This is a genomic window from Exiguobacterium sp. USCH10 (assembly GCF_037619445.1).
GTDB classification, from domain to species: domain Bacteria; phylum Bacillota; class Bacilli; order Exiguobacteriales; family Exiguobacteriaceae; genus Exiguobacterium; species Exiguobacterium aestuarii_A.
This window is the reverse complement of the sequence record NZ_JAQPZO010000003.1, coordinates 194,606-214,996: the sequence shown is the minus strand read 5'-3', so window position 1 is coordinate 214,996 and position 20,391 is coordinate 194,606. Positions and strand designations below refer to the sequence as shown.

Sequence of the window (20,391 nt, the reverse complement as noted above, 5' to 3'; positions counted from 1 at the left end):
GTCATCGTCGTGGAGACATTGAAATCGAGCAACATAATGAAGAACCGACGCTTAGCCAAATCGGTTGGCGATGTCAGCTGGTACGAGTTCGTCCGTCAACTCGAATACAAGTCAAACTTCTACGGACGGACGCTCATCAAGGCGGATCAATGGTTCGCATCCACTCAAATCTGTTCCACTTGCGGCGTAAAAGGCGAGAAGAAGGCGATGGATGTCCGTGAATGGACGTGTGCCTGTGGCGCGCATCATGACCGTGACATCAACGCGAGCATCAACCTATTGATGTTGGCCGACTGACAATCCTTCAGGGTGGGAACCACCCGACGAGCTTGGTCCATAACCGTGGCTGGTGAGAGCACGGTCTTCCCAAGAAGCTCCCCCTTCAATTTGTGAGGCAAATAAGTGGTGAGTAGTTCACATAGTCATCTAGCAAAAATCTTTGCCGACCTCGGGCATACGGGTCGCGTCGTCATCGCAGACTGCGGACTCCCGATTCCGGACGGGGTGAAGCGTGTCGACCTTAGCCTCCGAATCGGGGAACCTTCCTTTCTTGAGGTGCTGGATGTCGTCGAATCGGATTTGGTCGTAGAACGCACCACGATTGCCGATTCACTGAAAGAACAATATACAAGCATCGACATGTGTTCGCATGAAGACTTCAAAAGGGAGGTCGCAAAAGCGAAAGTGGTCATTCGAACTGGGAAAGCGACACCTTACGCGAACGTCATCTTACACGCCGGAGTCATTTTTTAAGGGGAGATTTCGATGCATATTCAGTTGACAGGCATCCATAAGTCGTTCGGTCCGGTCTCTGTCTTGAAAGGGGTCGACTTCGAACTGTTGCCTGGAGAGATTCATGCACTCATGGGGGAAAACGGAGCAGGCAAGTCAACGTTGATGAGAGTGATGACCGGTCTTCACGCTCAAGATGAAGGAGACATCCTCATCGATGGGAAGAAGCGTCAATTCAAACATCCAAAAGAAGCGGAGCAAGAAGGGATTGCCTTTATCCATCAGGAGCTCAACATTTTACCGGAGATGATGGTAACGGAAAACTTATTTTTGGGTCGGGAGCTGACGGGACCGTTCGAGATGGTCAAACAGCAGGAAATGACACGACGCGCTCGTGAATATTTGGCAGAATTGAACGTCTTCATGGATGTCGATGAAGTGGCGCGCAACTTATCGGTCGGTCAGCAACGGATGATTGAGATTGCCAAGGCCCTCATGACAGATGCGAAAGTCATCGTCATGGATGAACCGACGGCCGCCTTGACGGATCGCAAAATTCAAGCGCTCTTCGCCGTCTCACGGGTCTTATGAGATCAAAGCGTGTCCATCATCTATATCTCTCACCGCATGGAAGAAATTTTTGACTTGTGTGATCGAATCAACGTGCTTCGGGACGGACAGTCCATCTCGAACCGCATAATTTCGGACACTCTTTTGAGGAAACCGTACGCGACATGGTCGGACGTGAGATTGGTGAACGATATCCGACGCGTACGGCAACGCTCGGGGATGTCGTGCTCGAAGTAAATGATTCAAAAAGGAATGGATTTGATTCTCATCAACCCGACAGATTCAGAAGCAGTCGGTGCAGCGGTACAGGCAGCAAATGACGCGGGCATTCCGGTCATCACGGTAGACCGTAACGCAGAGACTGGTGAAGTGGTCGCACACGTCGCTTCAGACAACGTCGCAGGTGGACAGTTGGCGGGTGACTATATGGTCGAACTCGTAGGCGAAGGTCAAAAAGTCGTCGAACTCGAAGGGATTCCGGGAGCGTCAGCGACACGTGACCGTGGACAAGGATTCAACGAAGCAATCGATGGGAAATTGGAAGTCGTGGCAAAACAATCTGCAAACTTTGACCGTGCAGAAGGATTAACGGTCATGGAGAATATTTTACAAGACAATAAAGACATCGTCGCTGTATTCGCACATAACGATGAGATGGCACTCGGTGCTGTTCAAGCACTTGAAGCGGCTGGAATGAGTGACGTGAAAGTCATCGGATTCGATGCAACAGACGATGCGGTCAAAGCGGTCGAAGGTGGGACGATGGCAGCAACGGTTGCCCAAAAACCAGCTGAGATTGGTAAATTGGGTGTAGAAGCGGCAATCAATCATTTGAAGGGTGAAACGGTGGAAGAGAACATCCCGGTCGAACTCGAATTAATCAAATAAGGAAGATGAAACCTCACGATGCCTTGATTTCGGGTAGAGCTCGTGAGGTTTTTAAATGTTCACATATCCCTCTTCAACAATTGGATATTTTCTCCCTTTTTAAGGGTATATCTAGGTAAAATACAGGAAGGGGGAGTCGTTTCTTCTTTTTGAGAAACGCAGCACATATGTATAAACTCAAACCGGTGTTTAAAGAACGTATTTGGGGTGGTCGTCAGCTAGAGACGTTATTTCATCTTTCGTTACCGGAAGGGAAGATTGGCGAGTGTTGGGCTGCCTCCGCACATCCGAGCGGAATGACCACATTTGAGAACGGACCATTTGCAGGACAGACGCTCGCGGATTTATGGGATGCCCACCGTTTAGAACTATTCGGTCCGTATCCATTCGCGACGTTTCCGTTACACGTCAAACTACTCGACGCGCGTGCCTATTTATCGGTACAGGTTCATCCGAACGATGAGCAGGCGCAACGTCTCGAACAAGAAGAGTTTGGGAAAGAAGAGTGCTGGTACGTGTTAGACGCAGAACCGAATGCCGAGATTATCGTCGGCCATACGTTCCGAACGAAACAAGAGGTCTATACATGTGTGCAACAAAAAGAATGGGCGACTCGTCTAAAGACGCAAGCCGTGAAAAAAGGTGACTTCATTTACATCCCGAGCGGAACCGTTCATGCCCTCGGTCCGGGTGTCGTGTTACTTGAAATTCAACAGACGAGTGACCGGACATATCGTCTTTACGATTTTGATCGAGTGGATGACGCGGGTCGTCTTCGTGAGCTTCATATCGAGAAAGCCGTGGAAGTGATGAACATTCCGGATCGTCGGACAGACGAACTCGTACGGACAGATTTAAAAGATGCGTTGACGACCGAATTGATTTCAAAACCATCTTTCAAAATCATGCGACACCAAGTGAATGGTACCCCCGCGATTTTAGAACAATCGGAAACGTTCCGAGTGATCTCGGTCGTTTCGGGTGAAGGTTTCGTGCAAGGTGAAGATGGCGTCCAAGCCATCCGAGCAGGAGAGCACTATTTCGTTCCAAAAGGAACAGGACCTCACTTGTTCACCGGGAAGGTGGAAATCGTCACAAGTGAAGTCCCTGTTCCAACAACGCATCGCGTCAATACTGTTTATCAAGTGGAGACGGCACAGGACAAGCATCGTCGAGTGTCCAATCGTTTGAATACTGAACCTCGATGAACACGACGTCTTCATGAGCTTTGAGCGTGTGAGCCGCACCGCGTTGAATCGAGATGACGTCGGTCGGCTTCGCCTCAAACGATTGTCCGTCAATTGTGACGGTAGCCGTACCTTGAAGCATCGTCCAAATCGTATCAGTCGCTTCGTGATAATGATAGCTGAGTTCTTTCCCAGCCTGAACGAGCATCCGTCGCGTCACACTGTGATGACCGTCCGCGAGCGTCTCGTGATGAATCACTTCGGATTGTCCCCAGCGCTTCCATTTAAACTTTGGATAGTCGTCAGAGGAGGCTAGATAATCTTTCAACTGCGGCGTCGCATCTTTCGTCGAGACGAGAATCCCGTCCGCGTTGACGGCGACGACGAGATCTTCGAGCCCGATTCCGATCAACGGAAGATTCAACTCGTTGATGACATGTGTGTTCGTCGACTCGAACAACTCAACCTGACCGTGGGTGGTGGACGTCATTTCTTCCGTCAAGGTATTCCATGTTCCTAGGTCCTTCCAATCCCCATCGTAACGATGGACGAACACGGACTCCGCATGTTCGACGACGGCATAGTCGAACGACGTTTTTTCTAAATCATCGTAGCGGGTCGTGAGTTCTGAATACGTCGTCGGCAAGTTTCGTTCCGTCAGTTCATCGAGCAACAAGTGCAACTTACAAGCGAAGATTCCACAGTTCCATAATGCACCTTGTTCAATCAACTGTTCCGCCACATCAACGGTCGGTTTTTCTTGGAACAAGCGAACGGAGGAGATTTGAGCCGTTTCGTCTGGGACGATGTATCCGTATTTCGATGTCGGGTGGAGGGGAGTGACCCCAATCAGATGTAAGGCATCGTCACTCGCTTGTACCGCTTCATCGACTTGAGGGAAATATTCAAAAAAACGAAGGTCGACATAAGCATCGACCGGCATCACGAGTACCGTTTCATCTGGGTCGACACGTTGTTCGTTCAAATAACTAGCGCCAAGGACGATGGCAGGGAAAGTATCTCGACGACTCGGTTCGGTGATGATATTGGCGTCGGTCCCGATTTGATAAACGATGGCATCGCGTTGAAGCGCGTTTGTTAAAATAAAGGCATCCCGATCTAATTGCATGTCACTTAGTTGTGAGAAGACCCGTTCAATCATCGATTGTTTGGCACCTTGACCGTCATCCAGTAATCGAATGAACTGTTTCGAGTTGATATCGTTTGAAAGTGGCCAAAGACGCTTTCCTGATCCACCTGATAGTAAGAGTAGTTTCATTTCGTGACACCCTTTCTCGATTAAAATTTTGGAGGTACACAACATGGCAAATTACTTACTCGTCGAACCGCACGAGCATACGCGTAAGACGTTGGCTCGTCTGTTGATAAAAGAAGGAGAACTCATTTTTGAAGCGACGGAAGCGACGGAAGCAATCGAGATTTTAGAGTCGAGCGACATCGATGTCGTCATCACCGAATTACGACTTCCCCATACGGACGGGGTCGAACTATTATCGTATGTGAAGAAAAAGTTTCCGCTCATTCATCAAATCGTATTGACGGACTACACGCATACCCATACGTTGATTGCGGCTGTCAATTATGGAAACGTCAAGCGCATCATGACAAAACCGATGAAAATCGATGAGTATGTGATCCGCGTCATCAAGGATGTCGGTCAACAAGCCGTCAACATGAAGACGAACAAGTACCAAGTCGCAGACATGTTGACGGAGTTTCTAGACGATCTTGGACAGGCATACTGTCTGTTTTATGAGAGCGGAGAATTGGTCAGCTCGGAAAATCTTGTCGTCCCGTTCGAATCAGGGGAGACGAACGAGCTGAAACGGTTCGTCATCCCGACGCAATACGGAGAATTTATTTTGTATCAGTCAAGGGATCGTTCTTCCCGAACTTGTGGGTAAAGAGTTGCGATACCCCGATCATCGTTAATCGAAGGTACATGTAGGCGACCCCTAATGTTAATACAGGGTGTCGTCTATATTTTTTGAGGTTGGACGGATGATAGAGCACCGGTCTGAAGAAATACCAGCGAGCGAGTGCTTTCCGGAACCCACCTTCCTCTGTCTCGAGCGTTTGCGGCATCACTTGGAAGTAATAGCGCTTCTTCTCGAGTAGATTTTGTAGCGTCACTTCCTTCTCGTTATGTTTCACCGCGGTGAAGGTGGCGCGGCGGATGATCCCGCCTTGTTGGATGTAACGAATGGTCGGTTGCGTCTCTTCAAAACTGATTTGAGCGGGGTTGATCCCGCCTGATGCCTCGTACGCTTCCATCCGCCAAAACCGTGCCGCCTCGATGGAGCGGTCGTCAATCCGTTCTTCTGGGATTTGGAAGAGGTTCCGTTCAAACACCTTCACTTTGGAGAAGAAATTGGTGTACGTGCTATACGCCTCTTCTGGGATAACGAGCGCCCCGACATCTTCGTGATGTTGGAGGTAAAGTAGACAACTCGTCAACAATCCTTCGGTCAACACCATGTCCGAGTCGATGACGTACAAGACGTCGACGTGGAGTTCCCGAAGGCGACCGATTGCCTCTTTACGGGCGATGCCACGCTCACCGTGAGGAAGCGATAGGATGATGAAGCGGTCATCGTCTACAGTCAACTCTCGCATGACCTCGACTGTTCGATCGGTCGAGCCGTCATCTGCGATCACACAGACAAACTCGGCCGTTTGTTGTTGGATGGACTGAATCGTTTCCCGAATGATTTCCTCGTTACAATACGTAGACATCGCGATTCCAATCATGATGTTCTCCCTTCCTGAATCAAGATTCCTAACTTTTGATTCAACCATTGTTCAAATGCCGCACCGGTGCGACTCCATTGCAGTGTTTTTGAGAATGCATGGGCATCACGTCTCACGACCTCATAGTGATCTTGATCGTTCAAACAGCGTCTCATCTCGAGCGCGAGTGCCTCCGCGGTCTGTGCCATCGTCATGTACCCGAGTTTTCCATACTGAACCGCGTCCCGAAGTCCCGGCGCATCGTACACGATGGTCGGTGTTCCGACCGCAGCGGCTTCGCTGACGGTCAAACCCCAGCCTTCACGACGGGATGGAAAGAGGAGGGCTGTCGCTCGACTCATGCGTTCGAGTTTCTCTTCTTCACTGACGAATCCGAAGTAATGAATATCCGAACGTACATCCTCAGGAGTGATCGGATCAAGTTGTTCGGCGATGTACGCCTCGTTCTTCTTCCCGATGATCCACAGTTGTGCGGTTGGGAAATCGCGTTTGATGGATACGAATGCCTTGACGGCATCGTTGATTCCTTTATAGGCGGACATGCGCCCGACGTATAAGAACGTAGGATGTTCTTCTTTCTCAAACCATTCTTCTTCTGGCCACGGCGTGAAATTGAGTCCTTCCGGCAAAATCGTGATGTGCGACTCGGGAATTCCGACGGCGACGAGATCATCCGCCGTCGACTGACTGACAGTCAAGACATCGTTTTGCCGATAGAGACGCAGACGAATCGTTTCCGTCCATGCCCCGACCCATGAAACAGGAGGTGGTAGGTTGATTCGCCAAATCTCACGCGTCAATTGGTGGATGAAGAGAACACGTTTATGTGCCGGCACATAGAAGGGCGTGAAGTAATGGTGTGTATTCATTTGGTCGAGGACGAGATCGATTTCCTCTTCGTGCGCTTTGTAGTAGTGCCGTGCCTCTACGATGCTCGTCATGTCTGTACCGGAGCGAATATAACGAACACCATCAATCCATTCTTCGTCATCACGTCCTTCGATATGAGGAGATAGATGGATAATGTTGTAACGAGGGGCCACGTAAGCCAGCATCTCATGCGTGAATACTTCGGCTCCTCCTGCTTTCGGATGATTGATGTCTCGCCAAGATAAACATAATATAGTGGGTTTCATCACGATTCCTCCTTGAATTGTTGGCGTCGCTCAGAATGGAAGCGGAAACGAAGGAGTAGAGACCCTCCGAGTAAGACGACCGCTTGCGCCAAAAGCCACACCTCCATCGATTGCCGGAATAGGAATAAGGCAACGAGAAAGACGAAGAGTAGCGACCAGTACCAACGCAAATACCGATTGTTTCGTAAGATAAATTGCAACATCGCCTCATATTGCACGATGATGATGCCAATATAGGTGAAAATCATATAGCGTACGAAATAACCTGCCTCGTCATATCCTTGACCGAAGAAAATCGGTACAACCGACGGAATGACCAAATAATAGACGATGGTGATGATTCCGAGAGCAGCCAATAATAATCGGAATACGGTGCGCTCAAACGATAGGAATGAATCCGTCTCGGCCGCCCGGCTCAGACGTGGCAAAAGGACTTGGAAAATCGACAGACAGACGAACAAGACGAGCTGACTAAAGCGTAGGCTGACGGAATAATCTCCGACTAAAGATGGAAAGAATAAGGTGACGAGTAAGCTGTCGACCGAGAAGAAGAGTGTCATGACAATCTGCACATGGATGAGTTGGAACAAACCATGGAACTGTTTGTCACCAGCCGTTTCTGGGAAGTGAGTTTGCCATATACTGAGTCCATATGTGAGAATCATGCCGATCAAAATCCCGATCAAAGCGAGCGTAATATCGAGCTGTTCGAGAAAAATCCACGTGACGCCCACTTTCACAATGGCTTCAACGTAATAAGAAAGGGTGAGGGCATAAAATCGTTCATTTGCCTGCAAGACCCCACGCCGGAATGACACGAGAATATGGAAAAATACTGTAACTGCAAGTAAAAAGAGGTTAATCCTAGATAAAGGAAGAATATATGGGATAAGTATAAAGAGTACACTGGATAAACCCATCGCGACGAGCAGGATGACCCGTTCGATATACCGATAATCGGTCGCGATTTGTTGTCCTAAGTTTCGAGTAACGATCCATTGGACGGCACTCCCGATAATAAGTAACAGTCCAAGAAGGGCGAGATATGCGTTTAAGAGACCATAGTCTTGACTCGTTAGCCCGCGGGCTAAGAAGAAATGATATGAATAATTGATGATATTTAGTAACGCATCAAGAACAGGGAAGATGAGTAAAATCGAATAACGGCTCATGACAGCTTTCATACAATCACCTCTTTCAATTCATCAATCTTAAAAGGAGGACAATGTGATGGATAAAGGTAAAGTAGTGATTTTTACAGATCAACAACGAAATATTCCGTATGCTTCGTCTATTCCGCACTACGAACTGATCATCTCTGAATCAGGTGCATCATCTGAACAGACGATTTCACCAGACATTCGTGCTATGAAAGATCAAATTAAAGTGTACGTGATTGATTGTGTTGACCATGAAACGGGTTTGAAAGTGGCGGCAGCGTTACGGACGTATCATCCCCAGTCGTCGATTCTGTGGATTGATGACGTTATTCGACATAAAGGAAACTTCCCCTTCAACCAATTGTTAGGGAATGGGATATTTAGAATATTTTATTATAGAGAAGAATATGCAGATGAACTGTTAGCTGAAATTCAAAATATCATTCATCCAGAATATGCTGTAAAAAAAGGGACTGTAGCCTTTATATTACCAATTTTCAACGAAGAGAAACGGTTTTCACACATTCATGCTTTTTTGACATCTCTTACCAAAATGATTGAACGAAACTACTTACACGGGTCCATCTATTTTGTAGACGATGCCTCCTCCGACCAATCGAAACGCTTGTTACAGGAGTATCGTGACATCGTCATGGACGCGACAGACACGTTGTTCAAAATTGATTATTTAAAGATGTATGAGTTGAAGCAGAATACGAAAAAAGCGGGTCTCTTTATCGAAGGGATGACGCATATCTCGAGCGAATATTATGTGTTCGTCGATGCGGACAATTCGTTCAAAGTCGATGACATCGCTCAACTGCTCAGTATCGCGGAAAATGATTATTACGATATCGTCATCGGGACGAAAGATTTGACGATTGAAGACCGAAGCCTTGTTCGAAAGTTTGTCAGTTTCGCAAAACGAACCATCACAAAACCGTTCTTGCCAGAAGGTGTGTCGGATTCTCAGACGGGTCTCAAAATCATCAATCGCCGAGCGATTCCACGGCTACTTCCGTATTTGAGCGCGACGAGTGGATTCGCCATCGATTTAGAGATGATGTACGCCGCCAAAAAAGAGCGTCTCCGCGTCTATCAACAGCCGGTGACTTGTATCGAGCGGGAAGGGTCTCACGTCGACCTCGTGAAAGACTCAATTGCGTTCCTCAAGACGATGGCCCTTCTTTTACGACGACAGCGAGCTGTCAGTCGGGCAAGACGATAAACGCACATCACGCATAAAGCCCACGTCGTTTATTGGACGTGGGCTTTCGTTTGGGCTTATTCGTGGGTGATTGATTCAGCGATCGAAGAGTCCGTCTCTGTATATTCAATCGTGATGACATCTCCGACGTTCAGTGTATCAAGGTGGTTGGGTTTCCCGTCGACAATCGTCGACGAAGTAAGTGTCACCTCCCGTAGCACATACTGTTCCTCAGGGTCTTGATGAGATGGCGCAATCCATAGGGTGTTGCCTTGTCTGTCTTCAATCACACTGTCTTCGTCACCCATCGTACAAGCGCTAAGAATCATCATGCAGCTCAAAAAAGTCGTGAGCAGTAAAGTCCGAAGCATGAGCCGTCACCCTTTCTTAAATCGTTGTCGTACTCGGCGGAGGAGCGGCTCTTCCTGCCGCGCATTCCAATAGAAGAAGAACGAGACAGGTGTGGCGAGTAACAGAAGGATCATGCCCGCGAAGTAGACGAGACGTAAGACGGCATTCACCTGTACGTCACTTTCAGAGGACATGTACAGTTGTGTCACGCCATTCAATGCGACTTCACCGCGCTGTGCTCCTTCACTGGTCGAGAGCTCGAACAATGGGGACGGGGAGTCGTTTAACGTGAAGCGGCCGAGTGAATCTTCGTGAGAGACCGTCCGCTTCATGACACTTCGCGTCACATCGAGTGATTCGGCGTCTGTTGTAGCGAGTAGCGGACGTTCGGTCACTTCCTCGACGGTCACTTGGTCGGTCAGGAGAAGGTGATCGTAGCGGACGACGTTCAAGTTCTTCATCTCCAGTCGTCCTGCATTTTCAACATTTCCACGCGCCCAAATATGAAGCTGCATCGAGTCAGTACCCTTCGGTGGGATCAAGATCTGTTCATAGTGGTTCCATGTCGATTTCCGATACTCTTCTACTTCACTGATGAAGTCGGTCCCAATTACGCGACGTTCCTCATCGAGATAATACATCTTCACATGTCGATTTCGAATCTGTTCGCTCCGTGCGTCAAATGCGACCAAATATTCTCGATCGGGAAGTGCCTCGATTTGTTCCGATGCGAAGATATACCAGTCACAGGAACAGGTCGGTTCGTAAGATGCGATAAACGTATCATCTTCCACCGTCGACTCGAACATATCGTCTGTAATCGATACACAGGTCGCGCACGTGGCGGCAGCTTCAGGTGTCGCGAGTGGTTCGGTCACGACAATCTCGTTCGGGTCGAACTTCCGTAAGTCCTCCAACTCGATTCGTGACGGCACGTTACTGTCTACGGTCAACTCGAGCGTATATGATCCTGGCTCCATCTCGAATGTATTCGGTGTCCACCGTTTCAAGGTCGTATGCACATCTTCGAGTGATTGAAGTTGGTATGGGAAGTCACGGCGCAAGGAATCATACGTGACCGTCTGTGTGCCGATATTCGTTTTTACATCAGGCAGTTGTTGCATCACCGTGACGCCAATCGTCTCTTCTTGGACAACTTCTTCGTCCTGCAGGAGGCGTAAGCGAATCGTCCCATCTGTCGAAACAGGAGGTGTCAGGTTGATGTGGAAACGGTAATCACCAGGCTCTGCCACATCGATTGTACGAGACAACGTACCGGATGTGAGTGAGACGCCTTTCCCGAAACTGAGAGACGGGTAGTTGCGCTCGGACTGGATTGTCCCGTTATAATCGAAATCTTGTTCACCTTCGAGAACCATGAAGGTGTTCGTGGGTTCTAATACGTTTTGGAGTGACTGCTGTAACGTCTTCCATTCTTCCTCAGGTAAGAAGACGATGTTTTGAATGGCATTGAAACCGACCGTATTCTCGACGGTGATGGTCGTCTCATTCGTCTCGATTTCGTGTAGACCGAGCGGTACCCACTCAAGCCTTGCCCCCGTTTGTCGGATCGTTTCAACGATTTGCTCGTCATCATTGATTGTGATGTCAAGCTGTCCGCCACTCTGATTCATCAAGACACGCGCGAATCCGATGTAGCGGCCTGGCGGTGTCTCTTTCGTAATGGAGAACGTGTTCGGTACCATGTGTGACTCGAAGCTCTCGATTTGAACATCGTGAATCCACCAGTACGTCTTCCGTTCTGGTTTTTGATAACTTAGTAAGTCGATTCGCATCGTCTCGGCAGCCCGTGGCGTTACGTATTCCCCGCGAAGATGAATCCCGTCTAAATTCCCAGAATCTCTCGGGGCGACGACGTAAGTCTGGTCGATTTCTTCACCGGATGAATCGAAGAAACGGACTTTCACGTGCAAGCGATCGACCCCTCGACCCGATGCGACGATATCGAAACGATAGGCGTTATTCGGGAGTGCCGGCAACAGACCGGACTTTGCGACTTGCCAAATGTAGTTCGGGTCTCCCTTGGCGACCTCTGCTTGAAGAAGTGGCAAGTCGTTCGTTGAAGACAACGGGTTAGGTGACAAGTCGACGATATCCGGATTATCCGCTTTGAAGAACGTTTCATCCTCAAGCATCGAGTTGAACGATGCGACTTGTTTCGTCGGCAAATCGTCGAGCTCGTACGGTGGGGCATCGATTCGGGCAGAGGCGAACGAAAGGCCGACACCGTCTCCGAAATCAAGGTCGAACGCGGGATCCTTCACACCTTGTGTTTGTTGATACCAACGCCAGTCGCTGTTCGCGAAAAGGGTCTTGCCCCATGTGAGGAACGGGTTGGCGGAATCGATTGCCTCAAATGGCTTCCAATAATAGTCGTCGGGTACCTGACTGAGCAGTATGTCTTTCTGTTCGATCATCTCGATTGCATCACCCGGACGAATCCAATCAAAGTCCTCACTATGTCGCTGTGTCGTGAATAAAATCGATTGCTTCCCTTGCTCATATCCAGGAAGCGTTCCATATGTGATGGAACGATCGATTCCGTAAGGCGTCACGATGAGCTGTGGGACGGTCCGATCGGTGAGCGGTGCGACGACATCGAACAAGGTGAATAGACCGACTTGTTTCGTCCGCAGTAAATCACGTTGCGATGCGAGTATTTCTAAGTTGAACTGCTGTCGCTCTTCCATCCCTAAATATTCATCGCGATATGCGAACTGGTCGACACCGAACACTTTGATCAAATTACTTGCTTCGTCTGAACGACCTGTATCGAGCAAGTATTGTAAGAGTGAAAACAGATAGCGAATCGCTGGAGTCGACCCTTCATGATGGAATACTGTATTTTCAAGCGAACTGTACACATGGAAGTCTCCGGTCGGTTTGACCGTCTCGCCGAGTGCGGGATTTTGGTTCCATCTTGGTGTCGCCACACCAGTGATGGGCTGGGTCATCTCATCGGCAACTGGGAACTGAAGCCACTTCCCATCGATTTCTTCTTGGACGGTCGCGTATTCTTCAGGCACGTCGATTGGCTTATAAAAACCTTCCATATACACGGTGCGATACGGATTTATAAAAAGAATCAACGCGACAAAACTGCCGATGAAAAGGATACCGCGATAGAGCGGTCGAGGAATCGCCTTAGACTGTCTGGCATCGACAATCCCGATTCCAAGAGAAAGCAGCAAGCTGTAACTGACAATCAATAGACCGACGAGCTTGTTCGGGTCGCGAAACATCGGACCGATCAACGGTGTGTACGTGACGAGCGCGACGAACGCTGTCGCGACCCATTCATACGTTCCAGTCGCAAAGATGATCAAACCGATGCCGAGTAAGCCGAAGAACAGGTGAATCGGTCGTTTGTAGCTTCCGAGAAGACCGATTCCGATGAAGAAGAGCAAGATTCCTCCGGCCACCCAAAACGTCAGTGGAAGTGTATGCAAGTCGAACATCGGCCACCAATAACTGATGGTATACAATACGTTCTCAATCGACGAGTTTCGACTGAACAGCATCAACGTCTCGGTGACGTTAATATTATGTTGGGACGCCTGGGCCCCGAACAGGATAGACCCGACATACATGAAGAACCAGTAGCCGTTGAATAAAATGAACACGAACCCGACCACTGTGATCAGGCGGACATAATAGAAGAAATACGATTTGAACAATAGCGTCTTCCGCTCGGTCCAAAGTGTTTTGAGCACAATCAGACCGAGCATGATGCCCATATAAATGGCCGAGAAGAAAAAGTAATGGATTCCGGCAGACATGAACATGAACACAACGGACAACCCGATGGCATCAATCCAGATTCTCGGTGAGAGTCGCTTGTTAAACGAAAAGTCTGGATCCAACTGACGCCGGAATTTTGGATCAAACAAGTTAAAGAAGAGTAGAAGTGCGAACGGGAACAGCGCATAGCCGCACAGGAGATAAATATGTTGAATGCGTGTGATGATCCACGGGTTCAACGCGTAAAAGAGCCCAGCAAGCGTGAATGTCAAAAGCGTCATCAACTGAAAGTGTTTCGTGATATAAATCGAATGAAGTCGTTTGACGAGTGCATACATGCTGAGTGCCGAAACGATGAGCAACGTCAAGATGAATGACTTGATTAAAAATGGTCCAGATGCACCGAACAATAAACTCAATCCATACAGTGGTGCGATGAAGACGAGTCGAGGCACATTCAACAATGTCGTCGTGCTCCATCGTTCATTCCAGGCACCAAAAATCTCTTCGATATAACGGTCGGACGATAGACCGAAAGCGATATCACTAAAGACGACCATCCCCGACGAAAAGAGTGGGTACGCATAGGCAAGGATGCATGCCAGCATAATCGTCAAGGCGATGAGGTCGTAACGGTACGTATGCAGACCGTTTCGTAGTGTAGATAAGATGCGTCGCAAATCCGATCTGCCTCCTTTCATCACGTATGTCATCTATTTCGCCAAACGTTGGACTATCCCTGTCTAATCAAAAAAGAGACAGCCGATTCCGGCTATCTCTTTACGACATGGGGCGAAGCAGTGCACGAACGGGGCTTCCGTCACCTTCGACGATTGGGAGCGGGACGGCGTTCAAGTCATAATCTCCCGGTAAAATGTCGTCTAGGACGAGCCCTTCTAATATATGGACACCATTTCGTGCTAACGCATGATGGGCACCCATCTCTTTACTGTCAATCGCATCAACGGAAGGCAAGTCGAGTCCGATTAAAAAGATTCCGAGTTCTCCGAGACGATCGGCAAGAGACGGCGTCAGTTCAGGAATCGTCTCTGGGAAGACACTCTTATCTGGCCAACCATCTGTCTTCAAAATGAGGCGTTCGACCCCGGTCAAGTCATGACCATCTAAATCAGATGCTTCAATTTTTGTCTTATGCGGCATATGAATGACACGGGCTGGGCCGATATAGAGGGAAGGGTCGAGGTCGATGACGCGCTTCCCGTGGTCGTCAAAGTGAAACGGGGCATCGATATGCGTCCCGACATGTAAACTCATCGTCACTTTCCCGACATTCACTGAACCGCTCTGTGCCATCGGCCAAGCGATCTCGTACGAAAACTTCGTGTCTCCCGGCCATGTCGTCACATCGGCATGAAGCGGTTGGGATACATCAATCCATGTCATTTCGTTCAGCTCCTCTTATAATGATGTTCGGACTGTCCAAAGCTCTGGGAAGAAACGATGATCGAGCACACGGCGCAAGTAGTTCACACCGGACGAGCCGCCTGTTCCCATCTTCTGTCCGATGATGCGTTCTACGGTACTCATATGGTTGAAGCGCCACATCTGTTGTTGGCTCCCGATATCGAGTAGTTTTTCACCGAGCTCATACAAGTCCCAATACGTGTCGACGTCGCGATAGACCTCGACCCATGCCTTCTCGACACTCTCGTTCCATTCCCAGTCCTGTGTGACATCTCGTTCGAGCACGTTCGCATCAATCGGAAGACCACGGCGATGCATCTCACGGACGGTCACGTCATAAATGCTAGGTGCTTGAAGTGACCCTTCGAGCAGCGGATATAGTTTTTCATCATGCGCATAGACGCTGAGCGTTCGTGCGTTTTTGAAGCCGAGCGCGAATTCAATCTGTCGGTTTTGATAAGACTGAAAACCAGATGAAGAGCCGAGTTGGTCTCGGAACTCTAAATACTCGGCCGGTGTCAATGTCGCGAGGACGCCCCATGACTGGATGAGTTGCTGCTGGATTTTTGAGACGCGAGCGAGCATTTTGAATGAGCGCTCGAGCTCCCCGTTCGTGATGGCCGTCGTGGCTGCCGTCAATTCATGCAAGATGAGCTTCATCCATAACTCGCTCGTCTGATGGATGATGATAAAGAGCATCTCATCGTGATGGTCGGAAAGGCGATGCTGGCTCGATAAAATTGGGTCGAGCTGGAGATAGTCCCCGTACGACATATCTTTAGAGAAGTCGGTTTGAATCGTTTTTTCCACTTTATGTTCCATACGTTCACTCATCACAGTTCCCCCTTATGCGACCACTTCGCGGACGTTCTCGAACGCCTCATATTCTTTGTCATCCATGATTTTCTTCAACGTCACGATCACGTCATACACGTCGGTAAACGTGTTATACAATGCAACCGGTGCGAGACGGATGATGTTCGGTGCTCGGAAATCAGGGATGATGTGATGTTTTTTCAATGCTTTACAGATGCGTGCCGCCTCTGGGTGCTCGAGACTCAAGTGGGCACCGCGTTGACGTGTTTCCGTCGGGCTTCCGATGAAGAACCCGTGTGGTGCGAGCATGTCTTCAATCAACTCCATCATATATGTCGTGAGGGCGAGTGATTTTTGACGAATCGCTTCCATCCCGACCTCGTTAAACATCTCGAGGGCACCAAGTTGGGGAGCGAGGCTCATGACGTGTGGTGTCCCGATTTGGAACGCACCGGCATGTTCAGCCGGTGTCATCGTATGATCCATATCAAACTGTTTGTCTTTGCGTGAACCGAACCATCCAGCGAGTCCTGGTGTCGTGCCGAAGTGACGTTCATGTACGAATAAGCCACCGACCGTTCCCGGACCACCGTTCAAATGTTTATAGTTGCACCAGTAAGCGAAGTCGACACCCCAGTCGTGGAAGTCGTGAGGGATGGCACCGACGGAATGACAAGCATCAAATCCGATTAAAATACCACGTTCGTGCGCCGCTTTCGCCAGACGCGGCATGTCTAAAATCTGACCGCTCCGATAGAGGACGGTCGGCAATACGATGAGGGCGATCTCGTCGGTCATCGCGGCAATCAAGTCGTCTTCTACTAAGAAACGCCCATCCGGACTGTCGACTTGAACGAGATGCTCTGAAGGATCGAGTCCGCGCAGTTCGAGCTGACTTTTCAAAGCGTAAATGTCAGACGGGAACGTGAGGGCGTCTGCCAAAATTTTCGTACGTTTGCCTTCTGGTTTAAAGAAAGAAGCGACGAGTTGATGTAAGTTCACGGTCGTCGAACCGGTGACCATCACTTCTTCCGGCTTTCCTCCGATGAGCGGTGCGTTCAGTGCGGCCAATTCTTCGGACAAGTTGAACCAAGGGTGACGCCCGGACATCCAGCCGTCAATCCCGAGCTCTTTCCAGTCCGCAAGCGATTCAAGGAGTGTGCGCTCGGCTCGTTTCGATAAGAGACCGAGTGAATTTCCATCCATATAAATTCCGTCTTCCGGTAAATAAAATTCTTCCCGATACGATGCGAGCGGGTCTTGTTTGTCTAGTTGTTGTGCGTAGGCACGTGTGAAATCGTTCATATCCCCATTTCCCCCTTTTAAAGCTTGTACGTTGTCAAAATCGTAGCAATCGGTTATGAGGAAGTCAACAAACAACGAGGTGTCGGCGAGTCAAACTAAAAAACGCTCAAGCGTAATCTTGAGCGTTTAGGAGTGTAGCTTATTTTATTTTTCGTATATTCTCTTGTCGGAGTAGCTTGAATAGTGTGAAGACCATCAATAAAAGGATGATGGTGAACGGCAAGGCGGAAATCAATGATGCGGTTTGAAGTCCTTCCAACCCACTCGCAATCAATAGAACGGCGGCGATTCCTCCTAACAGAACACCCCAGGCGATGCGAACGGGTAGAGGAGGATTCAAGCTACCATTTGTCGTCATACTGCTGATGATATAGGTAGCAGAATCTGCCGACGTGATCAAGAACGTCAAAATCAAAAGAATCGACAACACTGAAAGAATGAAACTGAATGGCAGCTCGGCAAACGTCACAAACAATGCGCTCGTCACGTCTGCATTGACGGCTTCGGCGATGGAAGTCCCTTCGAATAAATCTAAATGGAGGGCGGTGCCTCCAAATACAGCAATCCATAAGAGTGCGATGAACGGAGGAACGATGAGGACACCGACGATGAACTCGCGAATGGTGCGTCCTCGTGAGACACGTGCGACGAACGCTCCGACAAACGGTGACCAAGCGATGGCCCACGCCCAGTAAAAGATTGTCCAGTCTCGGACCCACGTCCCTTGCTGATACGGTTGTAGACGAAGACTATAGCGAATGAAATTCTGTAAGTAGTCACCTAAGCCAAGGGTGAGGGTCTCTAGGATGAAGATGGTTGGACCGGCAAAGAAGACAAACACCATCAAGACGAGTGCGGTCCCTAAGTTGATGTTACTCAACCACTTGATGCCGCGATCGAGCCCTGTCGTCGTCGATGTTAAAAAGAGGGCGGTCAAGACGACGATGATGGCGACTTGCATCCAAGCGGTGTTCGGGAGCCCGAATACGCTGTTCAGTCCGCCATTGATTTGAAGAACGCCTAAACCAAGTGATGTCGCGACACCCATGACAGTGGCGATGACCGCTAAAATATCAATCGTCTGGTTCAACGGTTGTTTGTACGGTCGCTCTTTTATAAGCGGTGAAAGGCTAGTCGAGATGAGTCCGTCCGCATTACGACGGAACTGGAAGTAGGCGATGATCAGTCCGACAATCGCAAAGACGGACCACTGACTGACACCCCAATGGAAGAACGAATAGGCCATCGCAAGACGTGCTCCCTCAACCGTCAGTGCCTCCGTATCCGCGTACGGTGGCGTGAAGAAATGACTCATCGGCTCGGCAACACCCCAAAAGACGAGTCCGACACCAAACCCAGCGGAGAATAACATACCGATCCAAGTGAAGAACGGGTATTGGGGACGGTCGTCATCTTTCCCGAGACGGATTTTTCCGTATTTACTAAACGCTAAAAAGATTAAAAAAAGCACAAACAAGAAGACGGACAGTAAATAAAACCAACCAAACGAGCGAGTCGTAAAGTTAAAAATAGATCCTGCGATTGAAGCAAACGAGGTTGGAGCGATGGCTCCAAATAGAACGAGTAAGGCAATCAAACTTGATGAAATGTAAAAGACGCGATTCAAACGTGGCTTTTGTGTAGAATCTTTCATAGATGTCTCCTTTCAAAAAATATTATGTAGCGCTAATAAACGGTTCCCTAATCTCCATATTGCAAACAGGAGGTGCGTTTTATCGTGTTTTACATACTTGAATCGGGAAAAGAACCAAAGAGGAGGGAATGCTATGAAATTGATTGCAATTGATTTAGATGGGACACTGTTATCGCGCACGGGTGTGATTACAGAGGCGAACCAGGAAGCGATTCGTCGTCGACAAGAAAATGGTGATATCGTCGCTATTTGTTCAGGACGCTCTATCCATGATATCGAAGAACTGTTGAAGCGAAGTGATCTCGTCTGTCCGATTTTGTCAGGTAACGGAGCAATCGGCTTTTATGAGAACGAGCGAATTTACTATCATGCGATGGACCAAACAATCGTAAATGAGCTATGGGAAATCGCGAAAGCAGACGATGCGTACGTCGAATTTTATACGAATGCGGGCGTGAAGGTGCTTCGTTCGGGAAGCGACTTATTGAAGCGGGAACTCGATGAAGTGTTGCCGCACGATCAATCATTCACTCGTGAATGGGCAGAACGTGAGATTGAAATTCAAAATGAGCAGTTTGGTCTGACGTACATGGACTCGATGGAAGACATCGACTTTGCACGAGATGAGGTGTACAAGGTGTTTGTCTACTCGTTCGATCGCCAAAAGCTACACCGCTTGCGCAACGTTTATGAACCACGGAACGACATTTTGATCACAACAGCGGGTTGGACGAAAATTGAGATTGGACATCCTCATGCGAGTAAAGGAGCGGCGCTAAAGCAGCTAGCAGAGCATTATCAGATTGCCATGCATGATGTCGTTGCCATTGGAGACAATTTGAATGACGTGTCGATGTTTGAAGTAGCAGAGACAAGGATTGCGATGGAGAATGCCGTGGACCCGTTAAAAGATTTGAGCACGCACATTACCAAAGATGTGGAAGAGGACGGGGTCGCTTACGCGCTGACGCATTATGTATAAATCGGATTATGGAGAAATCGTGAACGAGGATTGAATCCCACTCAAAACGGATATTGTATACATGTAACCATTCACTTTCTGAAATGAGTCGGTGAACGGGGAGGCACTTTCTTCACCTGTAGCTGATCGCAGAAAGCGGATGGGAAAGTCCATGTGAGCGTGAATCGTGTATTCCAAACGATGATGCGTCGGCCTCTGCTTGCCATACGAGCAAGCATACCAGACAGACTGTTTGTATAAGGAATTCCACATGATCCGCGCCAGAAGTGGACAGTATAGGTGCCAAGTCTATCGTGCCCATTCAATCAAAATGTCTACGAGTCACCTGTTCGATTTCATGTTATGTCATGAAAAACAATTGGTGAACCAATGGATGATGAACCGATTCGAATGATGCGTCACGCTGGCTTGGACATCTCTAGTCGAACCAAATCATAGATGGGA

Annotated in this window: 16 protein-coding genes and 2 pseudogenes; 8 read left to right on the top strand and 10 right to left on the bottom strand. The window is 48.8% G+C overall.

Annotated features, from left to right (window positions below; all coding sequences use genetic code 11):
• The 5 genes and pseudogenes from PQI28_RS08270 to manA all read left to right on the top strand — a co-directional run.
• The coding region (locus PQI28_RS08270) for an RNA-guided endonuclease TnpB family protein (protein WP_339962965.1) at nt 1–297 on the top strand (297 nt) is incomplete at its 5' end.
• A 108-nt stretch (nt 298–405) separates the two neighbouring features.
• Nucleotides 406–753: an RbsD/FucU domain-containing protein gene (locus PQI28_RS08265; RefSeq protein WP_339962964.1), complete on the top strand. Its 348-nt coding sequence runs from the start codon at nt 406–408 to the stop codon at nt 751–753.
• 12 nt (nt 754–765) lie between these two features.
• Nucleotides 766–1,542 (top strand): annotated as a pseudogene (locus PQI28_RS08260) (ATP-binding cassette domain-containing protein); the annotation flags it as partial.
• Nucleotides 1,540–2,190 (top strand): annotated as a pseudogene (locus PQI28_RS08255) (substrate-binding domain-containing protein); the annotation flags it as partial. The pseudogenes PQI28_RS08260 and PQI28_RS08255, both read left to right, overlap by 3 nt.
• Before the next feature lie 167 nt (nt 2,191–2,357).
• A complete protein-coding gene (manA, locus tag PQI28_RS08250; RefSeq protein WP_339962963.1) occupies nt 2,358–3,398 on the top strand; it encodes a mannose-6-phosphate isomerase, class I in 1,041 nt (346 codons plus the stop codon).
• On the opposite strand, the gene PQI28_RS08245 is transcribed toward manA, so the two are convergent.
• Nucleotides 3,319–4,656: a sugar phosphate nucleotidyltransferase gene (locus PQI28_RS08245; protein ID WP_337874508.1), complete on the bottom strand. Its 1,338-nt coding sequence runs from the start codon at nt 4,654–4,656 to the stop codon at nt 3,319–3,321. The two genes, manA and PQI28_RS08245, sit on opposite strands and share 80 nt — an antisense overlap.
• A 43-nt stretch (nt 4,657–4,699) precedes the next feature.
• Between PQI28_RS08245 and PQI28_RS08240 the strand changes: the two genes are divergently transcribed.
• Nucleotides 4,700–5,302, top strand: coding sequence for a response regulator (locus PQI28_RS08240; RefSeq protein ID WP_339962962.1), 603 nt, complete (start codon nt 4,700–4,702; stop codon nt 5,300–5,302).
• On the opposite strand, the gene PQI28_RS08235 is transcribed toward PQI28_RS08240, so the two are convergent.
• Genes PQI28_RS08235 through PQI28_RS08225 form a run of 3 tightly spaced genes read right to left on the bottom strand, consistent with a single transcriptional unit; the run spans nt 5,256 to nt 8,469 of the window.
• On the bottom strand, nt 5,256–6,149 hold the full coding sequence (locus tag PQI28_RS08235; protein ID WP_339962961.1) for a glycosyltransferase family 2 protein: 894 nt from the start codon (nt 6,147–6,149) through the stop codon (nt 5,256–5,258). The two genes, PQI28_RS08240 and PQI28_RS08235, sit on opposite strands and share 47 nt — an antisense overlap.
• The gene (locus tag PQI28_RS08230; protein ID WP_339962960.1) at nt 6,146–7,285 is read right to left on the bottom strand and encodes a glycosyltransferase family 4 protein; all 1,140 of its coding nucleotides are present in this window, start codon (nt 7,283–7,285) and stop codon (nt 6,146–6,148) included. Before PQI28_RS08230 ends, PQI28_RS08235 begins: the two co-directional genes overlap by 4 nt.
• The gene (locus PQI28_RS08225) at nt 7,285–8,469 is read right to left on the bottom strand and encodes a lipopolysaccharide biosynthesis protein (protein ID WP_339962959.1); all 1,185 of its coding nucleotides are present in this window, start codon (nt 8,467–8,469) and stop codon (nt 7,285–7,287) included. Before PQI28_RS08225 ends, PQI28_RS08230 begins: the two co-directional genes overlap by 1 nt.
• Before the next feature lie 46 nt (nt 8,470–8,515).
• Between PQI28_RS08225 and PQI28_RS08220 the strand changes: the two genes are divergently transcribed.
• Nucleotides 8,516–9,673: a glycosyltransferase gene (locus tag PQI28_RS08220; RefSeq protein WP_339962958.1), complete on the top strand. Its 1,158-nt coding sequence runs from the start codon at nt 8,516–8,518 to the stop codon at nt 9,671–9,673.
• 56 nt (nt 9,674–9,729) lie between these two features.
• Here the strand turns inward: PQI28_RS08220 and PQI28_RS08215 are convergent, their stop codons facing one another.
• The 6 genes from PQI28_RS08215 to PQI28_RS08190 all read right to left on the bottom strand — a co-directional run bounded on the left by PQI28_RS08215 (nt 9,730) and on the right by PQI28_RS08190 (nt 18,965).
• Nucleotides 9,730–10,023 (bottom strand): hypothetical protein, encoded by a 294-nt coding sequence (locus PQI28_RS08215; protein ID WP_339962957.1) that lies wholly within the window; start codon nt 10,021–10,023, stop codon nt 9,730–9,732.
• A gap of 6 nt (nt 10,024–10,029) precedes the next feature.
• Complete coding sequence (locus PQI28_RS08210; protein WP_339962956.1) at nt 10,030–14,445, bottom strand: hypothetical protein; 4,416 nt, start codon at nt 14,443–14,445, stop codon at nt 10,030–10,032.
• A 100-nt stretch (nt 14,446–14,545) separates the two neighbouring features.
• Nucleotides 14,546–15,169, bottom strand: a complete 624-nt coding sequence (gene kynB / locus PQI28_RS08205; protein WP_339962955.1) for an arylformamidase — start codon at nt 15,167–15,169, stop codon at nt 14,546–14,548.
• A 15-nt stretch (nt 15,170–15,184) separates the two neighbouring features.
• Nucleotides 15,185–16,024 (bottom strand): tryptophan 2,3-dioxygenase, encoded by an 840-nt coding sequence (kynA, locus tag PQI28_RS08200; protein WP_214785070.1) that lies wholly within the window; start codon nt 16,022–16,024, stop codon nt 15,185–15,187.
• Nucleotides 16,025–16,036: 12 nt separating this feature from the next.
• Nucleotides 16,037–17,311 (bottom strand): kynureninase, encoded by a 1,275-nt coding sequence (kynU, locus tag PQI28_RS08195; protein WP_339962954.1) that lies wholly within the window; start codon nt 17,309–17,311, stop codon nt 16,037–16,039.
• Nucleotides 17,312–17,450: 139 nt separating this feature from the next.
• Complete coding sequence (locus PQI28_RS08190) at nt 17,451–18,965, bottom strand: glycine betaine uptake BCCT transporter (protein WP_339962953.1); 1,515 nt, start codon at nt 18,963–18,965, stop codon at nt 17,451–17,453.
• A 133-nt stretch (nt 18,966–19,098) separates the two neighbouring features.
• On the opposite strand from PQI28_RS08190, the gene PQI28_RS08185 reads away from it, so the two are divergent.
• Complete coding sequence (locus PQI28_RS08185; protein WP_339962952.1) at nt 19,099–19,947, top strand: Cof-type HAD-IIB family hydrolase; 849 nt, start codon at nt 19,099–19,101, stop codon at nt 19,945–19,947.
• Nucleotides 19,948–20,391 lie beyond the last annotated feature (444 nt).

Bases quoted from the DNA above. Each gene is read 5' to 3' on its own strand.
- kynU (WP_339962954.1), bottom strand. From the start codon at position 17,311: ATGAACGATTTCACACGTGCCTACGCACAACAACTAGACAAACAAGAC.
- kynA (WP_214785070.1), bottom strand. From the start codon at position 16,024: ATGAGTGAACGTATGGAACATAAAGTGGAAAAAACGATTCAAACCGAC.
- PQI28_RS08220 (WP_339962958.1), top strand. From the start codon at position 8,516: ATGGATAAAGGTAAAGTAGTGATTTTTACAGATCAACAACGAAATATT.
- PQI28_RS08190 (WP_339962953.1), bottom strand. From the start codon at position 18,965: ATGAAAGATTCTACACAAAAGCCACGTTTGAATCGCGTCTTTTACATT.
- PQI28_RS08215 (WP_339962957.1), bottom strand. From the start codon at position 10,023: ATGCTTCGGACTTTACTGCTCACGACTTTTTTGAGCTGCATGATGATT.
- kynB (WP_339962955.1), bottom strand. From the start codon at position 15,169: ATGACATGGATTGATGTATCCCAACCGCTTCATGCCGATGTGACGACA.
- manA (WP_339962963.1), top strand. From the start codon at position 2,358: ATGTATAAACTCAAACCGGTGTTTAAAGAACGTATTTGGGGTGGTCGT.
- PQI28_RS08230 (WP_339962960.1), bottom strand. From the start codon at position 7,285: ATGAAACCCACTATATTATGTTTATCTTGGCGAGACATCAATCATCCG.
- PQI28_RS08235 (WP_339962961.1), bottom strand. From the start codon at position 6,149: ATGATTGGAATCGCGATGTCTACGTATTGTAACGAGGAAATCATTCGG.
- PQI28_RS08225 (WP_339962959.1), bottom strand. From the start codon at position 8,469: ATGAAAGCTGTCATGAGCCGTTATTCGATTTTACTCATCTTCCCTGTT.
- PQI28_RS08240 (WP_339962962.1), top strand. From the start codon at position 4,700: ATGGCAAATTACTTACTCGTCGAACCGCACGAGCATACGCGTAAGACG.
- PQI28_RS08245 (WP_337874508.1), bottom strand. From the start codon at position 4,656: ATGAAACTACTCTTACTATCAGGTGGATCAGGAAAGCGTCTTTGGCCA.
- PQI28_RS08185 (WP_339962952.1), top strand. From the start codon at position 19,099: ATGAAATTGATTGCAATTGATTTAGATGGGACACTGTTATCGCGCACG.